The sequence below is a fragment of the Geobacter sp. 60473 genome (assembly GCF_036323535.1).
GTDB classification, from domain to species: Bacteria; Desulfobacterota; Desulfuromonadia; order Geobacterales; family Geobacteraceae; genus Geobacter; species Geobacter sulfurreducens.
Genome location: NZ_AP028967.1, coordinates 2355139 through 2379597, shown reverse-complemented (window position 1 = coordinate 2379597; position 24459 = coordinate 2355139). Strand labels below are relative to the sequence as shown.

At 63.7% G+C, this 24459-nt stretch carries 21 protein-coding genes; 14 read left to right on the top strand and 7 right to left on the bottom strand.

The features are described 5' to 3' along the window. Positions 1-7 precede the first annotated feature (7 nt). A complete protein-coding gene (locus AABA48_RS10750; RefSeq protein ID WP_338270233.1) occupies positions 8-1207 on the top strand; it encodes an MFS transporter in 1200 nt (399 codons plus the stop codon). A gap of 44 nt (positions 1208-1251) precedes the next feature. Continuing rightward, on the top strand, positions 1252-2079 hold the full coding sequence (locus tag AABA48_RS10745; protein WP_286350451.1) for an epoxyqueuosine reductase: 828 nt from the start codon (positions 1252-1254) through the stop codon (positions 2077-2079). 52 nt (positions 2080-2131) lie between these two features. Here AABA48_RS10745 and AABA48_RS10740 read toward each other — a convergent pair whose 3' ends face one another. Together AABA48_RS10740 and AABA48_RS10735 are read right to left on the bottom strand one after the other, a co-directional pair. Then, on the bottom strand, positions 2132-4156 hold the full coding sequence (locus AABA48_RS10740) for a sensor histidine kinase (protein ID WP_286350450.1): 2025 nt from the start codon (positions 4154-4156) through the stop codon (positions 2132-2134). After that, positions 4153-5550 carry a sigma-54-dependent transcriptional regulator gene (locus AABA48_RS10735; RefSeq protein WP_286352532.1) on the bottom strand — a complete coding sequence of 466 codons (1398 nt, stop codon included), beginning with the start codon at positions 5548-5550 and terminating at the stop codon, positions 4153-4155. The genes AABA48_RS10740 and AABA48_RS10735 overlap by 4 nt, the downstream gene beginning before the upstream one ends. 283 nt (positions 5551-5833) lie before the next feature. Between AABA48_RS10735 and fdnG the strand changes: the two genes are divergently transcribed. From fdnG to AABA48_RS10675, 12 genes are all read left to right on the top strand, one after another. Then, on the top strand, positions 5834-8866 hold the full coding sequence (fdnG, locus tag AABA48_RS10730; protein WP_286350449.1) for a formate dehydrogenase-N subunit alpha: 3033 nt from the start codon (positions 5834-5836) through the stop codon (positions 8864-8866). Then, the gene (locus AABA48_RS10725) at positions 8863-9696 is read left to right on the top strand and encodes a 4Fe-4S dicluster domain-containing protein (protein ID WP_010941442.1); all 834 of its coding nucleotides are present in this window, start codon (positions 8863-8865) and stop codon (positions 9694-9696) included. Before fdnG ends, AABA48_RS10725 begins: the two co-directional genes overlap by 4 nt. After that, positions 9693-10898, top strand: a complete 1206-nt coding sequence (nrfD, locus tag AABA48_RS10720; RefSeq protein ID WP_066357839.1) for an NrfD/PsrC family molybdoenzyme membrane anchor subunit — start codon at positions 9693-9695, stop codon at positions 10896-10898. The genes AABA48_RS10725 and nrfD overlap by 4 nt, the downstream gene beginning before the upstream one ends. A 60-nt stretch (positions 10899-10958) precedes the next feature. Next, positions 10959-12395: a formate dehydrogenase accessory sulfurtransferase FdhD gene (gene fdhD, locus AABA48_RS10715; protein ID WP_286350448.1), complete on the top strand. Its 1437-nt coding sequence runs from the start codon at positions 10959-10961 to the stop codon at positions 12393-12395. 26 nt (positions 12396-12421) lie between these two features. Continuing rightward, a complete protein-coding gene (locus tag AABA48_RS10710; RefSeq protein ID WP_045668043.1) occupies positions 12422-12601 on the top strand; it encodes a twin-arginine translocase TatA/TatE family subunit in 180 nt (59 codons plus the stop codon). A 555-nt stretch (positions 12602-13156) separates the two neighbouring features. Further along, positions 13157-14260, top strand: coding sequence for a hydrogenase small subunit (locus AABA48_RS10705; RefSeq protein ID WP_286350447.1), 1104 nt, complete (start codon positions 13157-13159; stop codon positions 14258-14260). Further along, the gene (gene hybA / locus AABA48_RS10700; protein ID WP_286350446.1) at positions 14244-15161 is read left to right on the top strand and encodes a hydrogenase 2 operon protein HybA; all 918 of its coding nucleotides are present in this window, start codon (positions 14244-14246) and stop codon (positions 15159-15161) included. The genes AABA48_RS10705 and hybA overlap by 17 nt, the downstream gene beginning before the upstream one ends. A 1-nt stretch (position 15162) precedes the next feature. Continuing rightward, positions 15163-16491 (top strand): Ni/Fe-hydrogenase cytochrome b subunit, encoded by a 1329-nt coding sequence (gene hybB, locus AABA48_RS10695; protein WP_286350445.1) that lies wholly within the window; start codon positions 15163-15165, stop codon positions 16489-16491. Between the two features lie 124 nt (positions 16492-16615). Continuing rightward, a complete protein-coding gene (locus AABA48_RS10690) occupies positions 16616-18298 on the top strand; it encodes a nickel-dependent hydrogenase large subunit (RefSeq protein ID WP_286350444.1) in 1683 nt (560 codons plus the stop codon). 42 nt (positions 18299-18340) lie between these two features. Beyond that, positions 18341-18823 (top strand): HyaD/HybD family hydrogenase maturation endopeptidase, encoded by a 483-nt coding sequence (locus AABA48_RS10685; protein WP_010941451.1) that lies wholly within the window; start codon positions 18341-18343, stop codon positions 18821-18823. A 58-nt stretch (positions 18824-18881) separates the two neighbouring features. Further along, on the top strand, positions 18882-19055 hold the full coding sequence (locus AABA48_RS10680) for a twin-arginine translocase TatA/TatE family subunit (protein WP_010941452.1): 174 nt from the start codon (positions 18882-18884) through the stop codon (positions 19053-19055). Between the two features lie 34 nt (positions 19056-19089). Beyond that, on the top strand, positions 19090-19287 hold the full coding sequence (locus AABA48_RS10675; protein ID WP_286350443.1) for a hypothetical protein: 198 nt from the start codon (positions 19090-19092) through the stop codon (positions 19285-19287). 181 nt (positions 19288-19468) lie between these two features. Here the strand turns inward: AABA48_RS10675 and AABA48_RS10670 are convergent, their stop codons facing one another. From AABA48_RS10670 to AABA48_RS10650, 5 genes are all read right to left on the bottom strand, one after another. After that, entirely contained in the window at positions 19469-19846 is a 378-nt protein-coding gene (locus AABA48_RS10670) for a response regulator (RefSeq protein WP_286350442.1), read from the bottom strand. A gap of 213 nt (positions 19847-20059) precedes the next feature. Further along, entirely contained in the window at positions 20060-20980 is a 921-nt protein-coding gene (locus AABA48_RS10665) for a DUF2860 domain-containing protein (RefSeq protein ID WP_286350441.1), read from the bottom strand. A gap of 272 nt (positions 20981-21252) precedes the next feature. Further along, entirely contained in the window at positions 21253-22023 is a 771-nt protein-coding gene (locus tag AABA48_RS10660) for an NRDE family protein (RefSeq protein WP_286350440.1), read from the bottom strand. A 55-nt stretch (positions 22024-22078) separates the two neighbouring features. Beyond that, the gene (locus AABA48_RS10655) at positions 22079-22633 is read right to left on the bottom strand and encodes a nitrous oxide reductase accessory protein NosL (protein WP_286350439.1); all 555 of its coding nucleotides are present in this window, start codon (positions 22631-22633) and stop codon (positions 22079-22081) included. Between the two features lie 128 nt (positions 22634-22761). Then, positions 22762-24444 carry an FAD-dependent oxidoreductase gene (locus tag AABA48_RS10650; RefSeq protein ID WP_286350438.1) on the bottom strand — a complete coding sequence of 561 codons (1683 nt, stop codon included), beginning with the start codon at positions 24442-24444 and terminating at the stop codon, positions 22762-22764. Between the last annotated feature and the right edge of the window lie 15 nt (positions 24445-24459).

Below are 24459 nucleotides of genomic sequence, written 5' to 3'. Positions count from 1 at the left end.
GCGCGTCATGGAATCGAGAGAACACCGGGCGGGCAGGCTCCTGCTCATCGCCTGCACCATCAGCTTCGTCTGCTTTTTCGGCTCCTACATGCGGATACCCATCGTCCCCCTCTTTGCCGCGTCCATGGGGGCCGATGCCGCCCAGGTGGGACTGATCAACAGCGCATTCATGCTCATGGCCGGGGCGCTCTCCATCCCGTCGGGCCTCGTCTCCGACCGGCTGGGACGCCGCATTCCGCTCCTGGGCGGTCTGCTCCTGCTGGCGGGCTCGTCGTTCCTCCTCTACTGGAGCAACAGCCCCCTGCAGATGGCGGGGGTCTACCTCCTCTTCGGCATCGGGCTGTCGGCCTTCTCGCCGACCCTCATGTCGTACGTGGCGGACGTCACACCGCCCGAGGTGCTGGGGCAGGCCTACGGCTGGTACACCATGGCCCTCTATGGCGGCATGACTCTGGGGCCCGCCGCCGGCGGCTTCCTCGGCACGGCCCTGGGGCTGCGGCCCGTGTTCCTGGTCTCCGGCGGGCTGATCCTGGCCATGTTCGTGGTGGCGCTCTTCCTCCTGCCCGCGACCCCCAGGGCCGCTTCCGGCGCCGCTCCGCACCGGGCGATCCTGCCGACGCTCAGGGGGCTCATGGGGAACCGTCGCCTCCTGGCCTGCCTGGCGGCCACCATGGGCACCTGCTTCGGCTTCGGCATGTTCGTCACCTTCATGCCCCTCTACATCCGGAGTCAGGGGATGCATTCGGGGCACGTGGGGTTCGTTTTCGCGGCCCAATCCCTGGCCAACGCCGTCTCGCGCCTGCCGTCCGGGAAGCTGAGCGACCGGGTGGCCGACCGAAGCCGCCTGGTGGCCGGGGGGCTCGCCGTCTTTGCCGTGGCCCTGGCCGCCTTCGGTCTCTGCCGGTCAGTGGTGCCGCTCATGGGAGTCGCGGCACTGATGGGGATGAGCATGGGGGTCGCCTTCACCGCCGTCTCCGCCCTGATCGCCGACGTGGTGCCCCGGGAGCAGCGGGGGCTCGCCATGGGGTGCTATAATACCTGTGTCTATGCGGGGATGATGCTCTGCGCGGCCGGCATGGGGTCGGTAATCAGGGAGGAGGGCTTCCGGGCCGGGTTTTTCCTGAACGGCGTGGTGGGGCTGGCGACGCTGATCCTGTTCGTCGCCCTCTATCGGCGGCCCGTGCCCGCAGTCGGGCCATCGGCCTGAGGGAGCCGACGCGTTCTTTTCGCAACCGGATAATGGAGGATCGGATGGATGAGACCATCAGTGCCGAGATCGGGCGCTTTGTGGCGGAGAGCCCGGACAACCGTTTCCCCGACGGGAGCGGTCCCTACTTCGATAAGCCTCTGGTGGGTTTCGCCGCGGCAGGCGATCCCCTGTTCACCGAGTACAAGCGGATCATCGGCGAGTTCCACCTGACCCCGGCCGAGCTGCTTGAGGGTGCGGCCACGGTAATCTCCTGGGTTCTGCCGGTGACGGAGTCCACCCGCGTGAGCAACCGGCTGGAAACCACCTGGCCTTCGCGCTCGTGGGCCCTCACCCGGACCCACGGCGAGACCCTGAACGGGGCCCTCCGGCGGCATCTGGTCGCCTACCTGGAAGGGCTCGGCCACGGGGCCGTGGCGCCCCAGTACTCCCCGGCCTGGCGGGAGTTTTCCGACACGCCGGTGGGGATCGCCTCCACCTGGTCCGAGCGGCACGCCGCCTATGCCGCCGGCCTCGGCACCTTCAGTCTCTCGGACGGCCTCATCACCGGCCGGGGGATCGCCCACCGGGTGGGAAGCGTTGTCACGACCCTGGCCCTGCCGGCCACCCCGCGCACCGCGCGCACCCACCGCCACAACTGTCTCTGGTACCGCGAAGGGACCTGCGGCGTCTGCATCGGTCGCTGCCCGGTGGGGGCCATCACCTTTGCCGGCCACGACAAGGCCCGCTGCCGGGAACTGGTCTACGGCTCGGCCCCGGCCCTGCTGGCGGAACGCTACGGCGTCCCCCACACCGGCTGCGGCCTCTGCCAGACCCGCGTCCCGTGCGAAGCCGGCGTGCCGCGCGGGAAAAAACCTGCCGGATCACCCTGATCCGTCCCCATCCCCTGCCTGTTACCTGAAGCACCTCTCTGCCCGCGTCGGGTTACGCCCCCGGTGCGCCCTCGGACTGTTCCGTCCCCCCCTGTCGCAGCGGCAGCACCACCCGGAAGGTGGTTCCCTCTCCCTCCGTGCTTTCAACCAGTATGTTCCCCCCGTGATCCTTGACGATGCCGTAGGAGACGGAGAGGCCCAGCCCGGTCCCTTCGCTCTTGGTGGTGAAGAAGGGGCTGAAGATCCTCTTCAGGTTTTCGGGGGCGATGCCTCTGCCGGTGTCGCTCACGGAAACCGTGCAGGTGCCGCCCTCCTCGTCCCGGGCCGTGGCCACAGTGAGGCTGCCCCCGTCCGGCATGGCCTGGATGGCGTTGAGCACCAGGTTGGTGAAGACCTGCCGGAGCTGGTCCGGGTCCCCTGCCAGGGGCGGCAGGTCCACGGCGTACTCCTTCCGGATCTCGATGCGGGTGAGCGGCACCTGGTGACCCATCTGCTTGAGGATGTCGTCCAGCAGGGGGGGGAGCGAGACCGTGCCGAGCCGGCGCTGCTGCTGGCGGGCGAATTTCAGGAGGCTGCCGATGATCCGCTCCACCCGTCCCACCTGCTGGGCGATGGTGTCCACTTCCTCCCGGTTGGGGTCGTCGTCGGGCAGCGCCATCTGGAGGAGTTCCGCATTCCCCCGGATGATGGCCATGGGGTTGTTGATCTCGTGGGCTACGCCGGCGGCAAGCATGCCGATGTCGGCCAGTTTCGCCGCCCGGACCAGGTCTTCCTGGGTCTTGACCAGGAGCAGGTTCTTTTCCTCCAGCTGGGCGGTGCGGTCAAGGACCTTCTGCTCCAGCTCCCGGTTCAGCTTGCGGATGTCCTCCTCCCGCTGGGCAAGAGTCCGGGTCATCTGGGCGAACTCGCCGGCCAGGTCGCCGATCTCGTCGCGGGTGTGGATGGCGATCTCCAGGTCCCGTTCGCCGGCGGTGATGCGCCGGGCCACGGTTTCCAGCTCGCCGATGGGGCGGGCGAGCCGCGAGGCGATGAAGCTGGAGATGGCAAGCCCGATGAATGAGCCGCAAAAGAGCACCACGCCGAAGATGAGCGCGATCTCCCGCTTCATCTCGCTGTAGGGCTTTTCGGGCATCCCCACGTAGAGGGAGCCGATGGGGACCCCGCCCGGGCTGAGGATCGGCTCGTAGGAGGAGAAGTACCAGTCGTTGACCACGAAGGCCCGTCCCACCCACTTCTCCCGGCTCAGGATCACCCTGTTGAAGACCTCTTCCGACAGCCGGGTGCCGATGGCGCGGCGATCCGGCGCGGTATAGACGTTGGTGGCGATGCGCAGGTCACCCAGGAAGATGGTGGCGGTCCCCACGTCCCTGCCCTGGAAGCGGACCGCCTCGAAGACGATCTTCTTGATCCGGTCCACCAGTTCATTATTGCCGTTGAGGAGCACCCCGCCGTAGAGCGCTCCCACGATCCGGCCCCGCTCGTCGCGCACCGGCGAGGCGGCCACCATGACCATGCCGGTGCGCTCCACGAGCTCATCCTTCCGCGCGCGGGCCCGGGGGGTGGGGACGATCTCGATGGCGGCCCGGGCCGCCAGGGCGGTGCCCTCCTTGACCAGTTCCTCGGGGGTGAGCACGTCGGTGCCGCTCACCTGCTCGCCGCGCAGGGCGCGGGAGACCACGGCGTCGTTCACCTTCAGGTCGCCGTGGGCCTCGGCGTTGCTGGCCCGGAAGATGACCTTGCCCCCCGCGTCCACGGCGGTGAGGATGTCGAGCCCCTCGGCCTTGAGCAGGGGGACCAGGAGGCTGCGGAGGGTGTCCCGGTCGCTCTTTTCCAGGATCGCGGCGGTGAAGGGGTTGGTGGAGGTGAACTTCACCACGTCGCGGATATGCTCCACTTCGCCGTCATAGACCGCCCGGGCCGCGTTCAGGTCGGTGCGGACCTTTTCCTGGGCCTGGGCCACGATGCGGGAGTTGATGATGTAGACACCGATGAGCCAGCAGATGCTGGTGGCGACGAAGAGGGGGATCAGGGTCGCAAAGGTCAGCTTGAGGCGTATGGGGAAGCGGAGCGGCTTCATTCGTCGTCGGCCGGGACGCCTCCCGGCAGGGTCAGGGCGTACTCGACGATCTTGCGGTCGAGGGTCTTGCGCGAGATGCCCAGGATCTCGGCGGACCGGCTCTTGTGCCAGCCGGTCTGGCGGAGGACCCGCTCGATATGCTCCTTCTCGATCACCTCAAGGGAGATGAGGCGGTCTTCCTTCGGCGGGGCGGCGAAGGCGGGGGCTCCGGCCGCCTGCCGGTACATGGGAAGGACGTCGGGGGTCACGAACTCTCCCCGGGCGAGGATGGCGGCCCGTTCGACCACGTTCTCCAGCTCGCGGACGTTGCCGGGCCAGTGGTAGCCCTGCAGTACCTGGACCGCCTCGGGCGAGATCCCCTTCAGCTCTTTCCTGACGCGACGGGAGTACTTCTGGAGGAAATGCTCGGCCAGGGGGATGATGTCCTCGGTCCGCTCCCGCAGCGGAGGGAGGTTGATGGTGATGACGTTCAGGCGGTAGTAGAGGTCTTCGCGGAAGCGCCCTTCCCGCACTTCTTTGGCCAGATCCTTGTTGGTGGCGGCCACGAAGCGGATATCCACGTTCTTGGCCTTGGTGGCGCCCACCGGGATGAAGTCACGCTCCTGGATGACCCGGAGCAGCTTCGCCTGGACCGCGGCCGACACGTCGCCGATCTCGTCCAGGAAGAGGGTGCCGCCGTCGGCCTCCTCCAGAAGCCCCTTCTGGGTGGTGATGGCGCCGGTGAAGGCGCCGCGCACGTGGCCGAAGAGCTGGCTTTCGAGCAGCGTGTCGGACAGGGCGGCGCAGTTGATGGAGAGGAAGCGCCGCCCCCGGCGGGGGCTGTTGTAGTGGACGGCGCCGGCGATCAGCTCCTTGCCGGTGCCGGATTCGCCGAGAATCAGGATGTTGGCGTCGCTGCCGGCTACCTGGAGGGTGAGCTCGTAGACCTCCCGGAACTTGGCGCTGGTGAAGATGATGTTGTCGGGGGTGTCGGGCCGCGCCAGCTCCTCCTTGAGGGCCTTGTTCTCCTTCATGAGCAGGTCCAGCTCAAGGGCGTTGTCGATGACGCCGAGGATCTTCTCGCGCGGGAACGGCTTGGTGACGTAGTCATAGGCCCCCAGCTTGATGGCGTCAACGGCCGAATCTATGGTGCCGAAGGCGGTCATGACCACCACCGGCAGGGAGGGGCGGAGCTTCTTGACCCGCTTGAGCACTTCGATGCCGTCCATGTCGGGCATCCGCACATCCTGGAGCAGGATGTCCGCATCGCCGTCGGTGCCGGCCTCGATCCGGGCCAGCAGGCTCGTGCCGTCGGCAAAGGTCTCCACCTCGAACTCCTTGGCCTGGAACATCTTCTGGAGGTAGCGCCGGATTCCTTCTTCATCGTCGCAAATGAGTATTTTCGCCTTGAGCATCGTTGCCCGGATTCCTTTGTTCATAGGTCATGTGTGAGAGGTAACCATGTGGCCTTTGTAGACGTGTCTACGTGGACAAAATGATACAGAGACGGCCAGAATTCTGCAAGACAAGAATTCCATTTACCGGGTGGGTCTACGGAGTCGATGCGGTAAAAGTTAATAGTTGTAAGATGTTATCCCGATGTGTTGCCCTGTAGCCGAATTGGCACAATGCTTGCCCGTATACACTTCGGCTATCTTCAAACCGGCCCGAACGGGCCTGACACCTAAGGGGGATGTAATGGGTATTTCACGAAGGCAGTTCCTGCAGGGAGGGGCGCTGGCCGGAGCGGCGCTGGCCCTTTCCGGCACGCCGGGGGAGGCGAGCGCCGATTCCCCGGACCTGCGCACCAAGGGGACGAAGGTCACCACGACCGTCTGTCCGTTCTGTTCGGTGGGCTGCGGTCTGATCGTCCACACCAAGGACGGCAAGGTCATCAACGCCGAAGGGGATCCACAGCACCCGATCAACCAGGGCTCGCTCTGTCCCAAGGGGGGCGCGCTGTTCCAGATCGCCAACAACGACAAGCGGCTCCAGAAGGTCATGTACCGTGCTCCCGGCTCCGACAAGTGGGAAGAGAAGTCGTGGGACTGGGCCCTTGACCGGATCGCACTGCGGATGAAGGAGACCCGCGACAAGTCCTTTAAGAAGACCGAACTCAACAAGAAGGACAACAAGGAATACGTGGTTAACCGGACCGACGGCATGGCCTTCTTCGGCGGCGCCGGCCTCGACAACGAGGAATGCTATCTCTGGACCAAATTCGCCCGCGCCATGGGGGTTGGCCAGCTGGAGCACCAGGCCCGATTATGACACTCCTCCACAGTCGCCGGTCTGGCGGCTTCGTTTGGTCGTGGCGCAATGACCAACCACTGGATTGACCTGAAGAACTCCGACGTTATCTTTGCCATCGGCTGCAACCCGGCCGAGAACCACCCCATTTCCTTCAAGTGGATCGAGGCGGCCCTGGACAACGGCGCCAAGCTCATTTCCGTCGATCCGCGCTACACCCGCACCTCTTCCAAGGCGGATATCTACGCCCAGATCCGTCCGGGCACCGACATCGCCTTCCTGGGCGGCATGATCAACTATGCCCTCCAGAACAGGATGATCCACGAGGAGTACGTGCGCGAGTACACCAACGCCACGTTCATCGTTTCCGAGCAGTTCGACTTCCAGGACGGCATGTTCTGCGCCTTCGACGATCAGGAGAAAGTTTACGACCTCAAGTCCTGGGCCTATGCCACCGGCGCCGACGGCAAGCCCAAGCGCGACATGAGCATGAAGGACCCCAAGTGCGTCTACCAGCTCATGAAGAACCACTACAAGCGCTACGACATCGACACCGTCTGCGCCATCACCGGTACCCCGAAGGAGGACTATCTCAAGGTGGTCAAGGCCTTCTGCGCGACGGGCCGTCCCGACAAGGCGGGGACCATCCTCTACGCCATGGGGATCACCCAGTCGACCCACGGCAGCCAGAACGTGCGGGCCGTGGCGCTCCTCCAGATGCTGCTGGGCAACATCGGCATCGCCGGCGGCGGGGTGAACGCCCTGCGCGGCGAGTCCAACGTCCAGGGTTCCACCGATTACGGGCTCCTCTTCCACATCCTCCCCGGCTACCTGAAGTCGCCGGAGTTCGACAACGTGGACCTGAAGGCCTATGTCGAGAAGTGGACCCCCAAGACCAAGGACCCCAAGAGCGCCAACTGGTGGGGCAACACCCCCAAGTACACCGTGAGCCTCCTGAAGGCCTGGTACGGCGACAATGCCACGGCCGAGAACGACTTCTGCTACGACTACCTGCCCAAGCGGATGGGGAACTACTCCTACGTCAAGATCATGGAGAAGATGGGCAAGGGCGAGCTGGAAGGGCTCGTCTGCATGGGAATGAACCCGGCCGTGGGCGGTCCCGACTCCGTGGCGGCCCGCGAGGCCCTGGGCAAGCTCAAGTGGCTCGTCACCGCCGACCTCTGGGAGACCGAGACCTCCATCTTCTGGAAGCGCCCCGGCGTCGATCCCAGAACGATCCAGACCGAGGTCTTCATGCTGCCGGCCGCCTCGTCCATCGAGAAGGAGGGCTCCATCTCCAACTCGGGCCGCTGGGCCCAGTGGCGCTACACCGCGGTGCATCCCCTCGGCGATTCCCGCAGCGACCTCCACATCATCGACGAGTTCTACAAGCGGATCACGGCCCTCTACCAGAAGGACGGGGGCGCCTTCCCCGAGCCCCTCACCAAGCTCGCCTGGAACTACGGCACCGGTCACGAGCCCGACGTCCACCTGGTGGCCAAGGAGATCAACGGCTACTTCACCAAGGACGTCACCATCAAGGAGAAGGACAAGGTCCTGGAGTTCAAGAAGGGCGACCAGGTCCCGGCCTTCAAGTACCTGGCCGATGACGGCTCCACGGTGTCCGGTTGCTGGATCTACTGTGGCTCCTACACCAACGAGGGGAACCAGATGGCCCGGCGGGACCCGTCCGACCCCACCGGCCTCGGCCTGTTCCCCAAGTGGACCTGGTGCTGGCCGGTGAACCGCCGGATCATCTACAACCGTGCCTCTGTCAACCCGGCGGGCGAGCCCTTCAACCCCAAGCGCCCGGTCATCGCCTGGGACGCCCTGGAGAAGAAGTGGAAAGGGGATGTCCCCGACGGTCCCTGGCCCCCCATGAAGGACGACAAGGAAGGGAAGTACCCCTTCATCATGCTTCCGGAAGGCCACGGCCGCCTCTACGCCCTCGACATGAAGGACGGCCCGTTCCCCGAGCACTACGAGCCGGTGGAAAGCCCGGCCAAGAACCTTCTCTCCAAGGTCCAGACCAACCCGGTGGTCAAGGTGCCTTCGAACGTGTCCAGCGACACCTCCAAGTTCCCGCTGATCGGCACCACCTACCGGGTGACCGAGCACTGGCAGGCCGGTGCCATGACCCGCAGCCTTCCCTGGCTCGTGGAACTGGTGCCCGACATGTTCGTGGAGATCAGCGAGACGCTGGCGAAGCAGAAGGGGATCAGCCAGGGGGACATGGTAAAGGTCACCACCGAGCGGGGGAGCATCCAGGCCAAGGCCCTGGTCACCAGCCGGCTCAAGCCCTTCGATGTCCAGGGCAAGCTGATCGAGCAGGTCGGCATGCCGTGGCACTTCGGCTATGCCGGCCTTGCCACCGGCGACAGCGGCAACGTCCTGACCCCCACCGTGGGGTGCGCCAACACCGGCATTCCGGAATTCAAGGCGTTCCTCTGCAATATTGAAAAAGGAGGTAAGGCCGCATGAGTGCCGGAGCCATCGACTATTCGAAAACCAAGACGTTCCTGATCGATACCACCAAGTGCACCGGCTGCCGCGGCTGCCAGGTGGCCTGTAAGCAGTGGAACCAGCTGAAGGCCGAGAATACGACCTTCTTCACCGGCGAAGGCTACCAGAACCCGCCGGGGATGAGCGAGTTCACCTTCACCCGGGTCAAGTTCAAGGACTACCAGAAGCACGGCCAGAACGAGTTCGCCTTCTACAAGGAGATGTGCATGCACTGCAACGACCCCGCATGCGCCTCCGTCTGCCCCGTCGGTGCCTTCGAGAAGACCGCCGAGGGGCCGGTGGTCTACCACTCCAAGAAGTGCATCGGCTGCCGTTTCTGCATGGTGGCATGTCCCTTCGGCATCCCCAAGTACGAGTGGAGCAAGGCGTTCCCGCTGGTCAAGAAGTGCACGGGCTGCTACAGCCGGGTGAAGAACGGCCTCGATCCCGCCTGCGCCACCGCCTGCCCCACGGCCATAACCTATGGTCCCCGGGATGAGATGATCAAGGAGGCCGAGAAGCGGATGTCCGCCCGGCCCGACCGTTACGTGAAAGTGGTCTACGGCAAGGAAGAGGCCGGCGGCACCACGGTCCTCTACCTGACCCAGCAGCCCCTGGACGAGCTCGGCTTCAAGCCGGTCACCAAGCGTCCGCTGCCGTCCTACACCTGGCAGGCCCTGCGCCTCGTGCCGGGGATATTCCTGACCGTGGGCGGCACCCTCTCCCTCATTACCTGGTTCCAGCACCGCAAGGACCGGGTCCGGAAGGAAGAAGAGGAGCAGAAGAACCGCAAGGAGGGGAACCAATGACCGCAGCACGTATCGTCATCAATGAAATCAAGGGATACCACCGGTTCATCAAGTTTCTGATGGTCCTGGTGGGTGCGGCGGCCGTGGCCTCCGCGGTCCGCTTCATCTTCGGCCTGGGCGCCACCACCAACCTGAACGACCTCTACCCGTGGGGCCTCTGGATCTCCTTCGACGTGGTCACTGCCGTGCCCCTGGCGGCCGGCGCCTTCACCATCGGCATCGTGGCCCACGTCTTCCACATCAAGAAGCTGGAGCCCCTGGTCCGGCCGGCCATCGTCACCGGGTTCCTGGGCTATTCGCTGGTCTGCGTCGGGCTGCTGCTCGACCTGGGCCAGCCCCAGCGGGGACCGTACGTTCTTTTCAACTGGAACGTCCACTCCCCCATGTTCGAGGTCTCCATGTGCGTCATGGCGTACACCACGGTCCTCTTCCTGGAGTTCCTCCACCCGGTGAGCGAGCGGTTCGGCTGGCACATCCCGCTGCGTCTGCTGCGGACCCTGGAGCTGCCGTTCGCCATCCTGGCGGCCATGATCTCCACGCTCCACCAGTCGACCCTGGGGACCTTCTTCCTCATCGCCGTCGACAAGCTCCACAACCTCTGGTACAATCCGCTGCTGCCGCTGCAGTTCTGGCTCTCCGCCATCTTCACCGGCCTCTCCATCGTCATCTTCGAGGCGAGCCTCGTGCATAAGTATATGGGGCAACCGGACGAGTCGGACCTGCTGGCAACGCTGACCAAGATCATCCCCTGGATCATGGGGGTCTATATAGCGGTCAAGGCCTACGCCCTGGCGTTCCTCTCCCACGGACCGCTCTTCGATCGGCCGGTCCTGACGGCCCTCTTCAGCGTGGAGGTGATCGTGGGTCTGCTGATCCCCTTCGCCATGTTCCTCACCAAGCGGATCAGGACCGACAAGCAGATGCAGCTCCGGGCCGCCTCCCTGGTGATCATCGGCCTCATCCTGAACCGGTTCAACGTCTCCATGTTCGCCATGCACCAGCCCGGTCAGCCCGTGTATTTCCCGAACTTCATCGAGTCGGTGGTGACCATCGGCATCATCGCGGCCCACATCCTCTTCTTCGTGCTCATCGCCAAGTATTTCCCGATCTTCGAGCACCATCCCGAGGCCACCGACTACACCATCCCCGACCGTTTCCGCAAGATCGAGAAGCACGGTCACGGGGCGGCGAGCGAGGCGTAGTTCACGTAATCCAACGGCGCAGGGGCAATTCATGGATTGCCCCTGCAACCACGAGACCCCATGAAAACCATCCACATCTACGCTAACGGCCGACTCGAAGAAAAGCAGGGCGATATCGTGCGGGAGTTTCCCCTGGTGCTCCAGGTGAACGGCCGGGAGATCGCCACTCTCATCGCATCTCCCCACGACCTCCGCTTCCTGGTGGCCGGGTTCCTGCGCAACCAGGGCTTTGTCGAGTCGGCGGCGGATTTCCACATGCTGGCCGTCTGCGACGAGTTCGGCATTGCCAATGTCCGGATCAGGCAGGAACTGCCCGAGCGGCTCAAGCCGGTCCTCACCAGCGGTTGCGGCACCGGCATCACCTTCACCCTGGAGACGGGGGGGCGGGAAGCGGCCGTGGCGCCGTCGCCCGCCGTGGCGCCGGAGGCGGTCTTCCGGCTCATGGAGGAACTGGCGCGGCAGGCCGACAACTACCGGAACCACGGGGGCATCCACTCGGCCGCCGTGGGGGACGGGGAGGGGAACCTCCTCCTCTTTGCCGAGGACATCGGCCGGCACAACACCCTCGACCGTATTGCCGGCGAGGCCCTGCTCAAGGGGATCGATCTGGCCGGCCGCATCCTGGTGACCTCGGGACGCGTCTCCACGGAGATGGCCTCCAAGTGCGCCCGGCTCGGCATCGCCCTGGTGGCATCCCGCACCTCGGCCACCGATATGGCGGCGACCCTCTGCCAGGAGGCAGGGATCTGCCTGCTGGGCTATGTGCGTGGCGGCAAGTTCACGGTCTATACCCACAGCGACCGGCTGCTGGTGCCGGAGCAGGCTGCGGCATCCCTGCCCACGCAGGTGCCGCGGGGCCGGATTCCCGGCGTCACCGGTGTCATCCTGGCCGGCGGCCAGTCCAGCCGCATGGGGAGCAACAAGGCCCTCCTCCCCTATCGGGGCGGACGTTTCATCGAGTCGATCCATCGCCAGCTCTCCGAGTATTTCGACGAGGTCATCGTCGTCACCAACACGCCGGAGCAGTATGAATTCCTCCCTTGCCGGAAGGTGACCGACATTCACGAGGGAATGGGCGCCCTGGCCGGCATCCACGCCGGTCTCCACCATAGTTCCAATCCGGCGGCCTTTGTGGTGGCCTGCGACATGCCCTACCTCAACGGCGACCTGATCCGCCACCTGGCATTCATGGCCGATCCCGGCGGGGTCCTGATCCCCGAGAGCCCCACGGGTCTGGAACCGCTCCACGCCGTGTACGGCAAGGGGTGCCTCGCCGCCATCGAGGCGACGCTCCTCTCGGGCCAGCGGCGGATCGTCTCGTTTTTCGGCAGGACCAATGTCAATCGCGTCAATGTGGCCCAGATTGCCGCGTTCGACCCAGAGTTCAATTCGTTCCGCAACATCAACACACCGACCGACTACTACCGCCTGAGAGAGATCGAGCGCGGCGAGGCCCAGCCCGCCCCGGCCGACGAGCGGGCCGAGGCGTCGGCGTAACGCTGTAACAAAAAGGAGACAGAACCATGTTCGGATTCGGCATGCCCGAAATGATCATTATCCTCGTCATCGCCCTGGTGGTGTTCGGCCCGGGGAAACTTCCCCAGCTGGGTCAGTCCCTGGGCGCGAGCATCAGGAATTTTAAGAAGGCGTCCCTGGAAGAGCCCGAAAAGATCGCTGTTAAGGAAAAGGACGAGCACGCCTGACCCGCTGACCGCGCACTTTCGTCATACATCTACCCGCCTCCGGCAACGGAGGCGGGTTTTTTTGTGCCCGGCGCGGCGGAATGATCCGAAACCCGTGGATATTAGTTGCATTGTTATGTTTTTGTAATCATCGGGTGGGAGGGGTGGTATGTAGGGTGTTGCATAAAAAACTGAAATAAATCAAGGCGTTTACGCGGTACTGCCTGATCGGCTGGAGCACTGATGTACGCGTGTAAAAAAATAATTGCCATAATGACACAAGGGTTGCTTTTTGTGAGACAGAAGTATACAGTTCAGTTAGACAAAATGATGCAATGCGGGGAAAAGGTATACACAATCCACTGGAGATGTGATTTCGAATAGTTGTCATAATTTTCAATAATATCAACATATTGTGTGTACTTTTGTGGTAATGCCGGCTTGTTTTATTTTTGGCACATATGTTGATGTTTACGTTTTATGTAGAAAAAAGATGTGCTATTTTTAATCTTGCATTGCAAGGCTAAAGTGGTTTCGGGCTACTGACAATCACGCATCATACCGACAGGGGGATTTATGGGAAAGGAAGCTGTGCTTCGCGGCGGCGTGTCGCGAAGGGATTTCATGAAGACCTGCGTTGCAGCCACCGCCATCATGGGGCTGCCCTACAGCATGCACGCAAAGGTGGCCGAAGCTGCCCAGAAGGCCGGCCGGCCGCCGGTGATCTGGCTTCACTTCCAGGAGTGCACCGGCTGCTCCGAGTCGCTCCTTCGTTCGGGGCACCCGGATGTTTCCGAACTGATACTCGACATGATCTCCCTGGACTACCATGAAACCCTCATGGTCGGCTCGGGGCACCAGGCGGAGCAGTCGCTCCACGATTCCATGAAGGCGAATCACGGCAAGTACATCCTGGTGGTGGAAGGTGGCATCCCCACCAAGGACAACGGCATCTACTGCAAGGTGGGCGGCAAGACCGCCGTGGACTCCCTGACCACCGCCGCCGAGGGGGCAGCCGCCATCATCACCATCGGCACCTGTGCCTCTTACGGCGGCATCCAGTCGGCTCCGCCCAACCCCACGGGCGCCGTGGGGGTCCGCGACCTGATCAAGAACAAGCCGATCGTCAACATCCCCGGCTGTCCGCCCAACCCCTACAACTTCCTCTCCACGGTCCTCTACTACCTGACCTTCAACAAGCTCCCCGAGCTCGACGCGCTGGGCCGTCCCAAGTTTGCCTACGGCCGGAAGATCCATGAGCACTGCGAGCGCCGTCCCCACTTCGACGCGGGCCGGTTCGCCACCGCCTACGGCGACAAGACCCATGCCGAGGGGTACTGCCTTTACAAGTTGGGCTGCAAGGGGCCGGCAACATTCGCCAACTGCTCGGTCACCCGCTTCAACGACGTGGGGGTCTGGCCCGTTTCCGTCGGCCACCCGTGCATCGGCTGCACCGAGCCGGATATCCTCTTCAAGAAGCCCATCGCCGAGAAGCTCCAGATCCACCTGCCCACGCCGCCCGATACCTATGCTCCGGCCGAACTGGGGCAGAAGGGTCCCGGCGTGAGCCCGGCGGCAACCGGCCTCGTCGGCCTGGCCGGCGGCGTAGCCCTGGGTGCCGGCGCAATGCTGGCCAAGAAGCTGCCCAGCGGGGAGGAAGGTCATGAAAAGCACGACTAGACGCGATTTCCTCAAGATGATGGGGATGACCGGCGCCGCCTGCCTGGCGTGCGCCGCTCCCCTGTCGGCCTCCACGGCCCCGGCCGGCGAGAGCGAAACCGCCATTGCCATGCTTTACGACGCCACCAGGTGCGTGGGGTGCAAGGCGTGCATGGCGGCCTGCAAGCGGGTCAACATGGAGCAGAACAATCTCTCCTACGAGTACCTGCCCACCGACGGGGACAAGCTCTGGGATGCCCCCAAGGACCTGTCCGGCGACACCCGCACGGTCATCAAGCTCTACAAGGAGTCCGACACCCGCTTCTCCTACGTGAAGCACTCCTGCATGCACTGCACGAAGCCCGGCTGCGTGTCCGCCTGCCCGGTCAAGGCCATGACCAAGGACCCGGTCACCGGCGTGGTGGCCTACAACAAGAACGCCTGCATCGGCTGCCGTTACTGCCAGGTGGCCTGTCCCTACAATATCCCCCGCTTCCAGTGGGACAAGGCGCTGCCCCAGATCGTCAAGTGCGATTTCTGCAAGGACACGAACCTGAAGACCAAGGGGCTGCCCGCCTGCGGCGAAACCTGCCCCGTCGGCGCCATTGCCTTCGGCAAGCGCACGGATCTTCTGGCCGAGGCCCACAAGCGGATCAAGGAGAACCCGGACCGCTACATTCCAAAGGTCTACGGCGAGAAGGAAGTTGGCGGCGCCAACCACCTGTACCTGGCCGCCTTCCCGTTCCAGAAGCTGGGCCTGCCCGAACTGAAGGAGGAGTCGCCCGCCGCCTTCTCCGAGCATATCCAGCACACCATCTACAAGGGGTTCATTGCCCCGGTTGCCCTCTACGGGACCCTGGCGGCCATTGCCCTCAGGAACAAGAAGAAGCAGGAAGATCTCGGACACGGGGAGGACGACTAAGATGGGATCGCATCACGATGAATATCAGGTTCAGCCCGGCAAGATCTTAACCCGGCCCTTTTTCATCCTCCTGTTCTTCGTTCTGGTGGGGCTGGCGCTCATCGCCTACCGGTTCTTCGCCGGCGTAGGCGCGGTTACGGGCCTGTCCGACGGCTACCCCTGGGGAATCTGGATCGCCTACGACGTGGCCACCGGCACCGCCTTCGCTTGCGGCGGCTACGCACTGGCGCTGCTCATCTACATCATGAACCGGTGGAAGTACCACCCACTCATCCGGTCGGCCATCCTGACCAGCGTGTTCGGCTACTGTCTGGCCGGCTTCTCGGTCATGGTGGACCTGGGCCGCTACTGGAACGCCTACGGCTTCTTCATGCCCAGTCGCTGGCAGGGCAACTCGGTCATGTTCGAGGTCGCCCTCTGCGTCATGTCGTACTCCACGGTCCTGATCATCGAGTTCCTCCCGGCGGTGCTCTACACCCTGGAGCACAGCAAATGGAAGTGGGTGCGCGAGTCGTCCCACTGGCTCTATGCGCGCCTGATCCCCGACACCGACGCGCTCCGCAACGGCCTGACCAATGTGAGCAAGGCGGCGGGGCATATCCAGCTACGGCTCGACAAGGTCCTCATCTTCTTCATCGTCCTGGGGATCACGCTGCCGTCCATGCACCAGTCGTCGCTCGGCTCCATGATGATCATTGCCGGCGAGAAGCTGAGCCCCCTGTGGCAGACCGGCTTCCTGCCGCTGCTCTTCCTGATCAACTGCATCTTCATCGGCTACTCCACGGTCATGTTCGAGTCGATCCTCTCCTCCTTCGGCTTTAAGCGGGCCTATGAGGTGCACGAGCTGTCCGGCATCGCCCGGATCGTGCCGTGGGTGGCCGGGCTCTGGATGGCGATCCGCTTCGGCGACCTGATCTGGCGCAACCAGATCCCCACCATCCTGGCCTTTGACAAAAACGCTCTGTTCTTCATCCTGGAGGTGCTCCTGATAGGTGGCGGCGCCTTCATGATGCTGTCGCGCAAGAACCGGCTTTCCCCGCGGCTCCTGTTCCTGAGCGGCGCCCTGCTGATGCTCGGCGGCGGGCTCTACCGGTTCAACGTCTACCTCATCGGCTTCAATCCGGGCGAGGGGTGGAGCTACTTCCCCTCGGTGTCAGAGTTCCTCATCACCGTGGGCATCATCGCCATCGAAATCCTCGGCTACCTGACCCTGGTGAAGATCTTCCCGGTCATGCCGAATCCGAAGAAGCACTATGCGGAAGAGGGCGAGGAGCTGGTGGAGGAGACTGCCGGCCAGGTCGCTCCCGGCGGCGTGTACGCGGGGAAATAGGGACAGCGTCTGCATGATGCGCCCGCAGGGGCGATCCTGGTGATCGCTCGCTTCCCCGCACATGCCGAAACGGGCAAACACAAGGTTTGCCCCTACGATAAAAATCATATCCTCGGAGGAATACATGTCTAAACGCATCACCATAGACCCCATCACCCGGATCGAGGGTCACCTGAGAATCGATGTGGAAGTGAACGGCGGCCAGGTTTCCAAGGCCTGGTCCTCGGCCCAGATGTGGCGGGGCATCGAGACCATCCTCAAGGGGCGCGATCCCCAGGACGCCTGGGCCTACGCCCAGCGCTTCTGCGGCGTCTGCACCACGGTGCACGCCATCTCGTCCATCCGTTCCGTGGAGAACGCCCTGAACGTGGAAGTTCCCCTCAACGCCCAGTACATCCGCAATATCATGATCGCCCAGCACTCGGTGCAGGATCACATCGTCCACTTCTACCATCTGTCCGCCCTGGACTGGGTCGACATCGTGTCCGCCCTGAAGGCCGACCCGAAGAAGGCCTCCTCCATCGCCCAGAGCCTGTCCGACTGGCCCGGCAACAGCGAGAAGGAATTCAAGGCGGTCCAGGACAAGCTCAAGGCGTTCGTGGCCAGCGGCCAGCTCGGCATCTTCGCCTCCGGCTACTGGGGCCATCCGGCCATGAAGCTGCCGCCCGAGGTGAACCTGATCGCCGTGGCCCACTACCTCAAGGCTCTCGACTACCAGCGCCGGGCTTCACAGGCCGTGGCCATTCTCGGCGGCAAGAACCCCCACGTTCAGAACCTGGTGGTGGGCGGGGTAGCTACCGCCGTGAACATGGAGAACATCGCCACCCTCAACATGGAGCGGATCGCCTTCCTCCGCACCCTTATGGAAGAGACCCGCGAGTTCGTCCAGAAGGTCTACTACCCGGACCTGGTGGCCATCGCTTCCTTCTACAAGGAATGGTTCAAGTACGGCGCCGGCGTCACCAACTACCTGGCGGTCCCCGAGTTCGCCGAAGACACCCGCAACACCAAGTTCGGCCTCCCCGGCGGAACTATCTACGGCGGCGATCTTGGTACCTTCAAGGCGATCACCAACCACCAGGATGCGGCGCTCATTCAGGGGGTCACCGAAGGGGTGGCCCACGCCTGGTACGAAGGCTCCGATTCGCTCCATCCCTGGGAGGGGGAGACCAAACCCCAGTACACCGACTTCCAGGAAAACGGCAAGTACACCTGGTGCAAGTCGCCGCGCTACAACGGTAAGCCCATGCAGGTGGGACCGTCCGCCCAGGTCATGGCCGCCTACGCCACCGGCCATCCCAAGGTCAAGAAGCTGGTGGACGATGCCGCAGCCAAGCTCGGCATCGGTCCCAAGGAGCTCCACTCCACCATGGGCCGGCTCTTCTGCCGGGGCGTGCGCGCCCACGTCATGGCCGACTACTCCCTGGAGTACCTGGACAAGCTGGTGGCCAACATCGGCAAGGGTGATACCAACTACGCCAACCACACGGAAATCCCCGACGGCGAGTACAAGGGGGTCGGCTTCCACGAGGCACCGCGTGGTGCCCTGTCCCACTGGATAGTCATCGAAAAGAAGAAGATCAAGAACTACCAGGCCGTGGTTCCGTCCACCTGGAACGCCTCGCCGCGGGATGAGAACGGCGTTGCCGGTCCCTACGAGGCCTGTCTCGTGGGCAACCCGGTGGCCCAGCCGGACAAGCCGCTGGAAGTGCTGCGCACCATCCACTCCTTCGACCCCTGTATTGCGTGCGCCGTCCACACCATCGACCCGGCCGGCAAGGAGATCACCAAGGTCAAGGTCCTGTAACGGAAACCCGGGGGGGCTTCAGCCCCCCCTATGGAGTAGCGAATGAGAACCCTAATCTTCGGCGCCGGCAACCTGATCCTCACCGACGAGGGCTTCGGCGTCCACTGCATCAACCACCTGGAAGAGAACTACGTGTTCCCGCCCGAGGTGGAACTGTACGACGGCGGCACCCTGGGGATCATGGTCACCCACAAGATCGAGGAGGCCGACCGGGTCATCCTGGTGGATACGGTGGAAACCGCCGGCAATCCGGGCGAGGTCTTCCGCTTCGAAAAGGAAGACATCATGCTCAACCGCCTGCCGGTCAAGCTGTCGCCGCACCAGATCGGCATCCAGGAGATGCTCTTCATCAGCGAGATGCGCGGGGCCTGCCCGGACCGGATCAGCCTGCTGGGGGTCATTCCCTCTTCCCTGGACCCGGGGAGCGATCTCTCGCCGGTCCTGAGTGAGTGCCTGCCCCGCGTGGCGGGACTTATCGTCGACGAACTGCGTTCCCTCGGACACGAGGTACACGCACGGAACTGAGCCGTCCCGCAGGGGCTCAGCATTACGCCGGACCCGGAGCCGGCGGGAGGAACGCACCATGTTTGGATTCGGAATGCCTGAAATGATAATTATCCTCGTCATCGCCCTGGTGGTGGTGGGGCCGTCCAAGCTGCCCCAGCTGGGGCAAGCCCTGGGCAGCAGCATCAAGAGCTTCAAGAAGGGGATGAACGAAGACGAAGTGAAGGTCATCAACAAGACCAACGAGGCCTGATCAACGGGTAGGCCATGGAAGCGGGAGGTGTGTCATGCCGACGGTCATCATTGGTGCAGTGGCGTTGTTCGCGGCGGGAGTGCTCTTTTCACTGCCCGAGGTTCACCACGTCTACGGGCTCGGCGGGATTGTCCTCAGCGCGTTGCTCGCCTGCACCACGCTTCTGGCCGAAACCCGGGCCCTCTCCGATTTCTGGTCCCGGTTCAGGCCCAGGGGGGGCGGCGAGGTCTGAGAAACGCACGGGGCGAAGGCGGCACGACTGTGTTCGGCCCAGCTCCCCGATGCCGCAACGCAGTGAAATAGGCCGGGCGAGACGGCAACCTGCCGCATGCGGTATCGTCCGCCCGTTGATGTCATAACAAAAGAGAGGGGCCGCGAGGCCCCTCTCTTTTGTTATGGTCCTGCCCGTTGTGCTAGTGTTTCGCCGTCGTCGTCCTGATAACCCCGAGCACCGCCTCGCGGGTAAAGGGCTTGGGCAGGAAATCGCTGGCCCCGCCGTCAAAGGCGGCGCGGACCACCTCGTCGCAGGCGTAGGCGGTCATCATCACCACGGGGAGGGCAGGGCGCAGCTCCTTTACCCGATGCAGGATCTGCAACCCGTCGGCATCGGGGAGCCGCATGTCCTGCAGCAGCAGGCTCGCGTCTCCGGGGTCTCCCCCCTCGATCCTCGCCAGCAGGCTCGTCCCGTTGCCGAAGGTCTCAACCCTCAGCCCCGCCGCCTCGATCATCTTCTTGAGGTAACGCAGCATTCCTTCTTCATCGTCACAGATCAGCACGGAACCACCGAACATGACGTCCTCCATGGCTTGCGTGGTCAATTCTGCACTGTGTTGGGACAAAATGTCGCACCCGGTTCAGGTCACCATGGCTTCGACGTTGGCAGAGCCCCATATCCACGTGCGTTTAGCGTCTATTCCCCCAGAATGCGGTTTATCGATTCCTGGTGGTAGATATTCGAAAACAAAAATAGTGCCAGTTGCAGGCGTAGAGCGAAACGGGTTGCATCAGAACGAATAACCGATGGTGCCGAACGCCAGGGTTGACCGGGTGCCGAAGAAGTCGATGTTGGCCAGGGTCTGCTCCCAGATCACGCCCAACGTGGCCGACACATTGCGCAGGCCCGCCACGTTGGTGGCCGATGCGGTTGCCCCGGCTCCGTAGCCCCATTCCTCGCGGGTCCGGTCGTAGATGGGGTGGGCGGCATCGTACCCGGCGTAGCTGCCCGACACCCGTCCCGAAAGAGAAAGATCGCCCTTGCGCCAGCCAACGGACAGCCGCGCCTCGCCGCTGTGGTAACGATTACTTTCCCCGTCCGCCGCGCCGCGCTCGTAAGAGACCGACGGCGTTACCGTCACCTCTCGCGACGCCTCGATCTTGCCCGACAGGGTCAGACGGTGGGTGGAGCCGTCCCTTTCCAGGTCAGGGCTCAGTTCTCCGATCAGATCCCGGTCCACATCGTTAAGCGTTGCCCGGTAGGTGATCCCGAGCCGGGCCGGCCCCACATCCTCAATACCGAGCTTCACGCCGTAGACCCGGTTGTCCGTGTCCTCCCGGTCCGTCACGTAGGGGTTCTCCCAGACGCTCCCCGCGAACTGGTAGAACAGCGCACCGGTCGCCGTGCCGAAGCCGAGCGTGCGCTTGAGCCCCAGGGCTACGCTCCCTGCCTCGTCGGGAGGTGTGGAGAGAAAGAATTCGTTGGCGCTCCCTTCGGCACGGTACCTGAGGTCGACGAGGGCAATGGGATAGAGGTGGGTTACGGTCTTCGGCTTCGCGTGGATGCTCTCGATGTGGTTTTTCCCCCGTCCCCAGAGGTTGTCGGCCTTGGCAACCGCCAGCACGCCCCCGTCCACCCGCCCCGTAAATCCGGCACCCCACGCCGGCAGCGCCACAACAGCGCAAAAGAGAAACGCCAGCACTATCCTCATTCAACCCCCCTTTGGCCCATCGGACGCTCGCTTCTTGCCTGAGACAGTGTAGCAGACCACCGCTCGCGGGCAATGGGGATGGATGTATACGTGGTGCAGGAGGGCAAGAGCCACCACCGTGTGCTGGAAAATGTTTGCAGATCGGCTGATTTCAGCATTCCTCGCAGATGAAGCGGCGGCAGACATCGGGCCGGGCAAGAGTGACCGATATCCGGTGACCGGCAATTGGAGCACAGTGTAGCAAAAGCCGGCTGGCCTTCAGGGCGGTTGCGTCAGGTGCTGACCTCGAACCGGTACTCCACGGTGCGCGGATGGTCGGCAGCGCCGTTGTAGCTCCGCTCCGCAAAGGTGCACTGCCCGCTGCGATCCACGAGGATCACCGTGGACGAACGGGTGCCGTAGGTGGGGCTGGTGATGAAGAGGGGAGAGAGGAGGCGCTCCCAGTCGAGGCTGACCCCCGTGTCGGGCAGCAGATGGTCGGGCGCTGGGGTACGGTTGGCCAGGATGGCGAAGAGGTCGTCCACGGCCGGTTCGTCCGCTGTTGCCAGGAGGCGCGCCAGGGCATCCCTGCCCCGCGCCACCTTGGGCCAGGGAGTGTCGAGCAGGTGGTTGGAAAGGCCGTGGATTCCGGGCGCAAGGGGTGATGCGGCCGCGCCCCGGTTCGAATGGTAGTGGAGCCCGTTGCCGTCGCCGAAGATCAGGTTGAAGCCGTTGTAGTCGTGCCCGTCCCGCTGCAGGTGCTCCAGCCACCTGGCCGGTGCCTCGTCTCCGGCCAGGAAGCCGGCCACCAGCTTACCCCGTGAGCGCGCGCCCACCCGATGGGCTCCGGGATCGCGGTAGTTGGTGACCGCGGCGATCCTGCCGTCTCGCGTTACCCCGCACCAGGTGCCGCCGCCCCTCAGGTCCCGCCCGGCCAGGACCTGAGGGGCATCGTCCCAGAAGGCGGCCGGCGCCGTGGGTCGGGCGTAGAACTCGTCCCGGTTGGCGGCCAGCACCAGGCGATAGCGCGGATGGGCATCGAGGGCGAAGAGGATCAGGCACATGGGTGGTTCCTTGGTGCGCGGGGCTGCGGCGTGTGGTTCCGGTTGCCGGCCGCTGCTATTTCATGTCGCTTCCCTTTGCGTGCCCGTCCCGCTTCATCTTCATCTGTTTGCGCTTGTCACGGATCATTTTGGTGTCGGAATACATATCCTCATAGGCGGACTTGATGGCCTCGTCAAAGGAGGCCGGCCTGCCGCCGTTTTCCTTGATGAACGCTTCCGCCGCATCCTTGGCGGCAAAGGCCCACTTGGCATTTCTGGTCATTACCCCCTGCTTGCTGCCGCCGATAACCCAATAGGCCTTTTCGGCATCGATGAGTTGCCTGGTGGAGTAGTCGGCCACCATTATGGACTTCGGGGCCTTGTCGATGTTGTTTGCCAGGTCGACTGCGACGCAATGCAGGCTGCAGGTGGCTACGGTGGTGCCGTCCTCAAACTCGATCAGCATGCGGCTGTGTGCGAACTTCTCCCGATCCATGCCGCAGTACCGGCACGATTTGTGGACCGAAACGTCCTTCCCGTGGCTCGATGCGGCGCCAACCCCGGCCGTGAAAACAACGATGGTCATGGTCAGCGACAGGGCCAGACAGAACAGCTTACGGAATTGTCTCATGCATATCCCTCCTTGTGTGATATTCCGGCGCACTCATTACGCCGCCTGCGATGGTTGTGGCACCCTCCGCCGGGGCTCGTTGCTATGAGTCCCGGAAATGAACATGCAGGGGCCGCCCTGGTGCCCCACTATTTGTCAGAAGTCCTGAGGGCGAACGGCCAGGCCAGAATCCCGCCGTCCATGAATTTTGCGTTCCTGAAGCCTGCCGCGTCGAGGATCTTCTGGGCCTCATAGCCGCGAAGGCTGATCTTGCAAAAGGCGATGATCTCCTTGTCCCTCGGCAGTTCCTCAAGCTTCTCCCGCAGCATCCCGAGCGGGATCAGCTTGGCGCCTTCGATCCCCACCTCGTTGTGCTCTGCCGGCGAACGGACATCGAGCAGGATGAAGTCATCACCCTCATCGAACTTGCGTTTCACCTCCCGGGGCGTGATGCCGCGGGCATGGCCGGCCAGCTTGTTTTTCAGGATATCGGCGGCAACGATCAGGTTGTCCATCGCGGCGGAGTAGGGCGGCGCATAGGCGAGATCGAGCTGCGCCACCTGCTCGACGGTTGCGCCGAACGTGATGGCAGTGGCGGCGGCGTCGAGCCGCTTGTCGACCGCGCCTTCGCCCACGGCTTGCAGGCCGAGAATCTGGCCGGTGCCCCGTTCGGCCACCAGCTTGAGGATGATCGGTTTTGCCCCGGGGAAGAAGTGAGCCTTGTCGTGGGACGGCGACAGGACAGTCTCCACCTCGAACCCGTGCGCCTTGGCCTCTGCCTCGGTGAGACCCGTTTTGCCGGCATTGACAGCGAATACCCGCAGAATGCTGGTGCCGATGACCCCGGCAAAGGTTGCCTCGCCGCCGGCGGCATTGATTCCGGCAACCCGGCCCTGCTTGTTGGCGGTGCTCCCCAGGGGGATGAACACCTTTTTGCCGGTAAGGAGATGCGTGGTTTCGCAGCAGTCGCCGCAGGCGTAGATGTCGGGATCGGTGGTGCATTGGCGCGTATCGACCGCAATGGCTCCGGTGGGCCCTATCTCCAGCCCGGCGCCGCGGGCCAGCTCGACATTGGGGGCAACGCCGGGAGCAAGAACCACCAGCTCGGCCGGGATCCGCACGTCCCCTATTTGTACCGCCTCGACGGCGGCATCACCGACGAGGCCGGTCACCGCGCTGCCGGTCATGACGGTGACACCCTGCTGTCTCAGGTGCCTTTCCACCAGGGCCGCCATCTCCCAGTCCAGTACGCCGGGCAGCATCTGGTCCCGCATTTCGATGACCGTTACCTGCAACCCCTTGTGGCGCAACGCTTCAGCCGTTTCCAACCCGATCAGTCCGCCGCCGACGATACAGGCGCGGGTGCCGGGAACAGCCAGGCTCTTAAGCAGCTCGGCATCCTCGATGCTCTTGACGGTGAGGACATTGGCCAGATTGACATTGCTGATCTGCGGGATGAACGGGGTGCTGCCGGTGGCCAGAACCAGGCGGTCATAAGGGAGCTTCGTTTCCCGGGATGTCTGGCAATCACGCATGCATACGGTTTTTGCTGCGCGATCGATCGCAATGACCTCGGTAGCGGTCTTGACGGTCACGCCCTTGACCTTCCTGAAGAACTGATGGTCGCGAACGACGCCGACGGGCGTGCTCATCAGCTCCTTCACGTCTTCAACGGTATCAGAAACGAAATAGGGAATACCGCAGGCACCGTAGGAAATGAAGGTGCCCCGGTCAATCAGGGTTATTTCGGCTGTCGGGTTGATCCGCTTCGCTTTCGAGGCCGCCTTGGCGCCGGCGGCGTTTGCGCCGATCACCACAATGCTCATCTTCATGCACGTATCTCCGGT

Bases quoted from the DNA above. Each gene is read 5' to 3' on its own strand.
- AABA48_RS10735 (WP_286352532.1), bottom strand. From the start codon at position 5,550: ATGCTCAAGGCGAAAATACTCATTTGCGACGATGAAGAAGGAATCCGG.
- AABA48_RS10670 (WP_286350442.1), bottom strand. From the start codon at position 19,846: ATGTTCGGTGGTTCCGTGCTGATCTGTGACGATGAAGAAGGAATGCTG.
- AABA48_RS10705 (WP_286350447.1), top strand. From the start codon at position 13,157: ATGGGAAAGGAAGCTGTGCTTCGCGGCGGCGTGTCGCGAAGGGATTTC.
- AABA48_RS10690 (WP_286350444.1), top strand. From the start codon at position 16,616: ATGTCTAAACGCATCACCATAGACCCCATCACCCGGATCGAGGGTCAC.
- AABA48_RS10660 (WP_286350440.1), bottom strand. From the start codon at position 22,023: ATGTGCCTGATCCTCTTCGCCCTCGATGCCCATCCGCGCTATCGCCTG.
- AABA48_RS10745 (WP_286350451.1), top strand. From the start codon at position 1,252: ATGGATGAGACCATCAGTGCCGAGATCGGGCGCTTTGTGGCGGAGAGC.
- AABA48_RS10750 (WP_338270233.1), top strand. From the start codon at position 8: ATGGAATCGAGAGAACACCGGGCGGGCAGGCTCCTGCTCATCGCCTGC.
- AABA48_RS10680 (WP_010941452.1), top strand. From the start codon at position 18,882: ATGTTTGGATTCGGAATGCCTGAAATGATAATTATCCTCGTCATCGCC.
- AABA48_RS10725 (WP_010941442.1), top strand. From the start codon at position 8,863: ATGAGTGCCGGAGCCATCGACTATTCGAAAACCAAGACGTTCCTGATC.
- hybB (WP_286350445.1), top strand. From the start codon at position 15,163: ATGGGATCGCATCACGATGAATATCAGGTTCAGCCCGGCAAGATCTTA.
- AABA48_RS10655 (WP_286350439.1), bottom strand. From the start codon at position 22,633: ATGAGACAATTCCGTAAGCTGTTCTGTCTGGCCCTGTCGCTGACCATG.
- AABA48_RS10675 (WP_286350443.1), top strand. From the start codon at position 19,090: ATGCCGACGGTCATCATTGGTGCAGTGGCGTTGTTCGCGGCGGGAGTG.
- hybA (WP_286350446.1), top strand. From the start codon at position 14,244: ATGAAAAGCACGACTAGACGCGATTTCCTCAAGATGATGGGGATGACC.
- AABA48_RS10740 (WP_286350450.1), bottom strand. From the start codon at position 4,156: ATGAAGCCGCTCCGCTTCCCCATACGCCTCAAGCTGACCTTTGCGACC.
- fdhD (WP_286350448.1), top strand. From the start codon at position 10,959: ATGAAAACCATCCACATCTACGCTAACGGCCGACTCGAAGAAAAGCAG.
- nrfD (WP_066357839.1), top strand. From the start codon at position 9,693: ATGACCGCAGCACGTATCGTCATCAATGAAATCAAGGGATACCACCGG.
- AABA48_RS10665 (WP_286350441.1), bottom strand. From the start codon at position 20,980: ATGAGGATAGTGCTGGCGTTTCTCTTTTGCGCTGTTGTGGCGCTGCCG.
- AABA48_RS10685 (WP_010941451.1), top strand. From the start codon at position 18,341: ATGAGAACCCTAATCTTCGGCGCCGGCAACCTGATCCTCACCGACGAG.
- AABA48_RS10650 (WP_286350438.1), bottom strand. From the start codon at position 24,444: ATGAAGATGAGCATTGTGGTGATCGGCGCAAACGCCGCCGGCGCCAAG.
- AABA48_RS10710 (WP_045668043.1), top strand. From the start codon at position 12,422: ATGTTCGGATTCGGCATGCCCGAAATGATCATTATCCTCGTCATCGCC.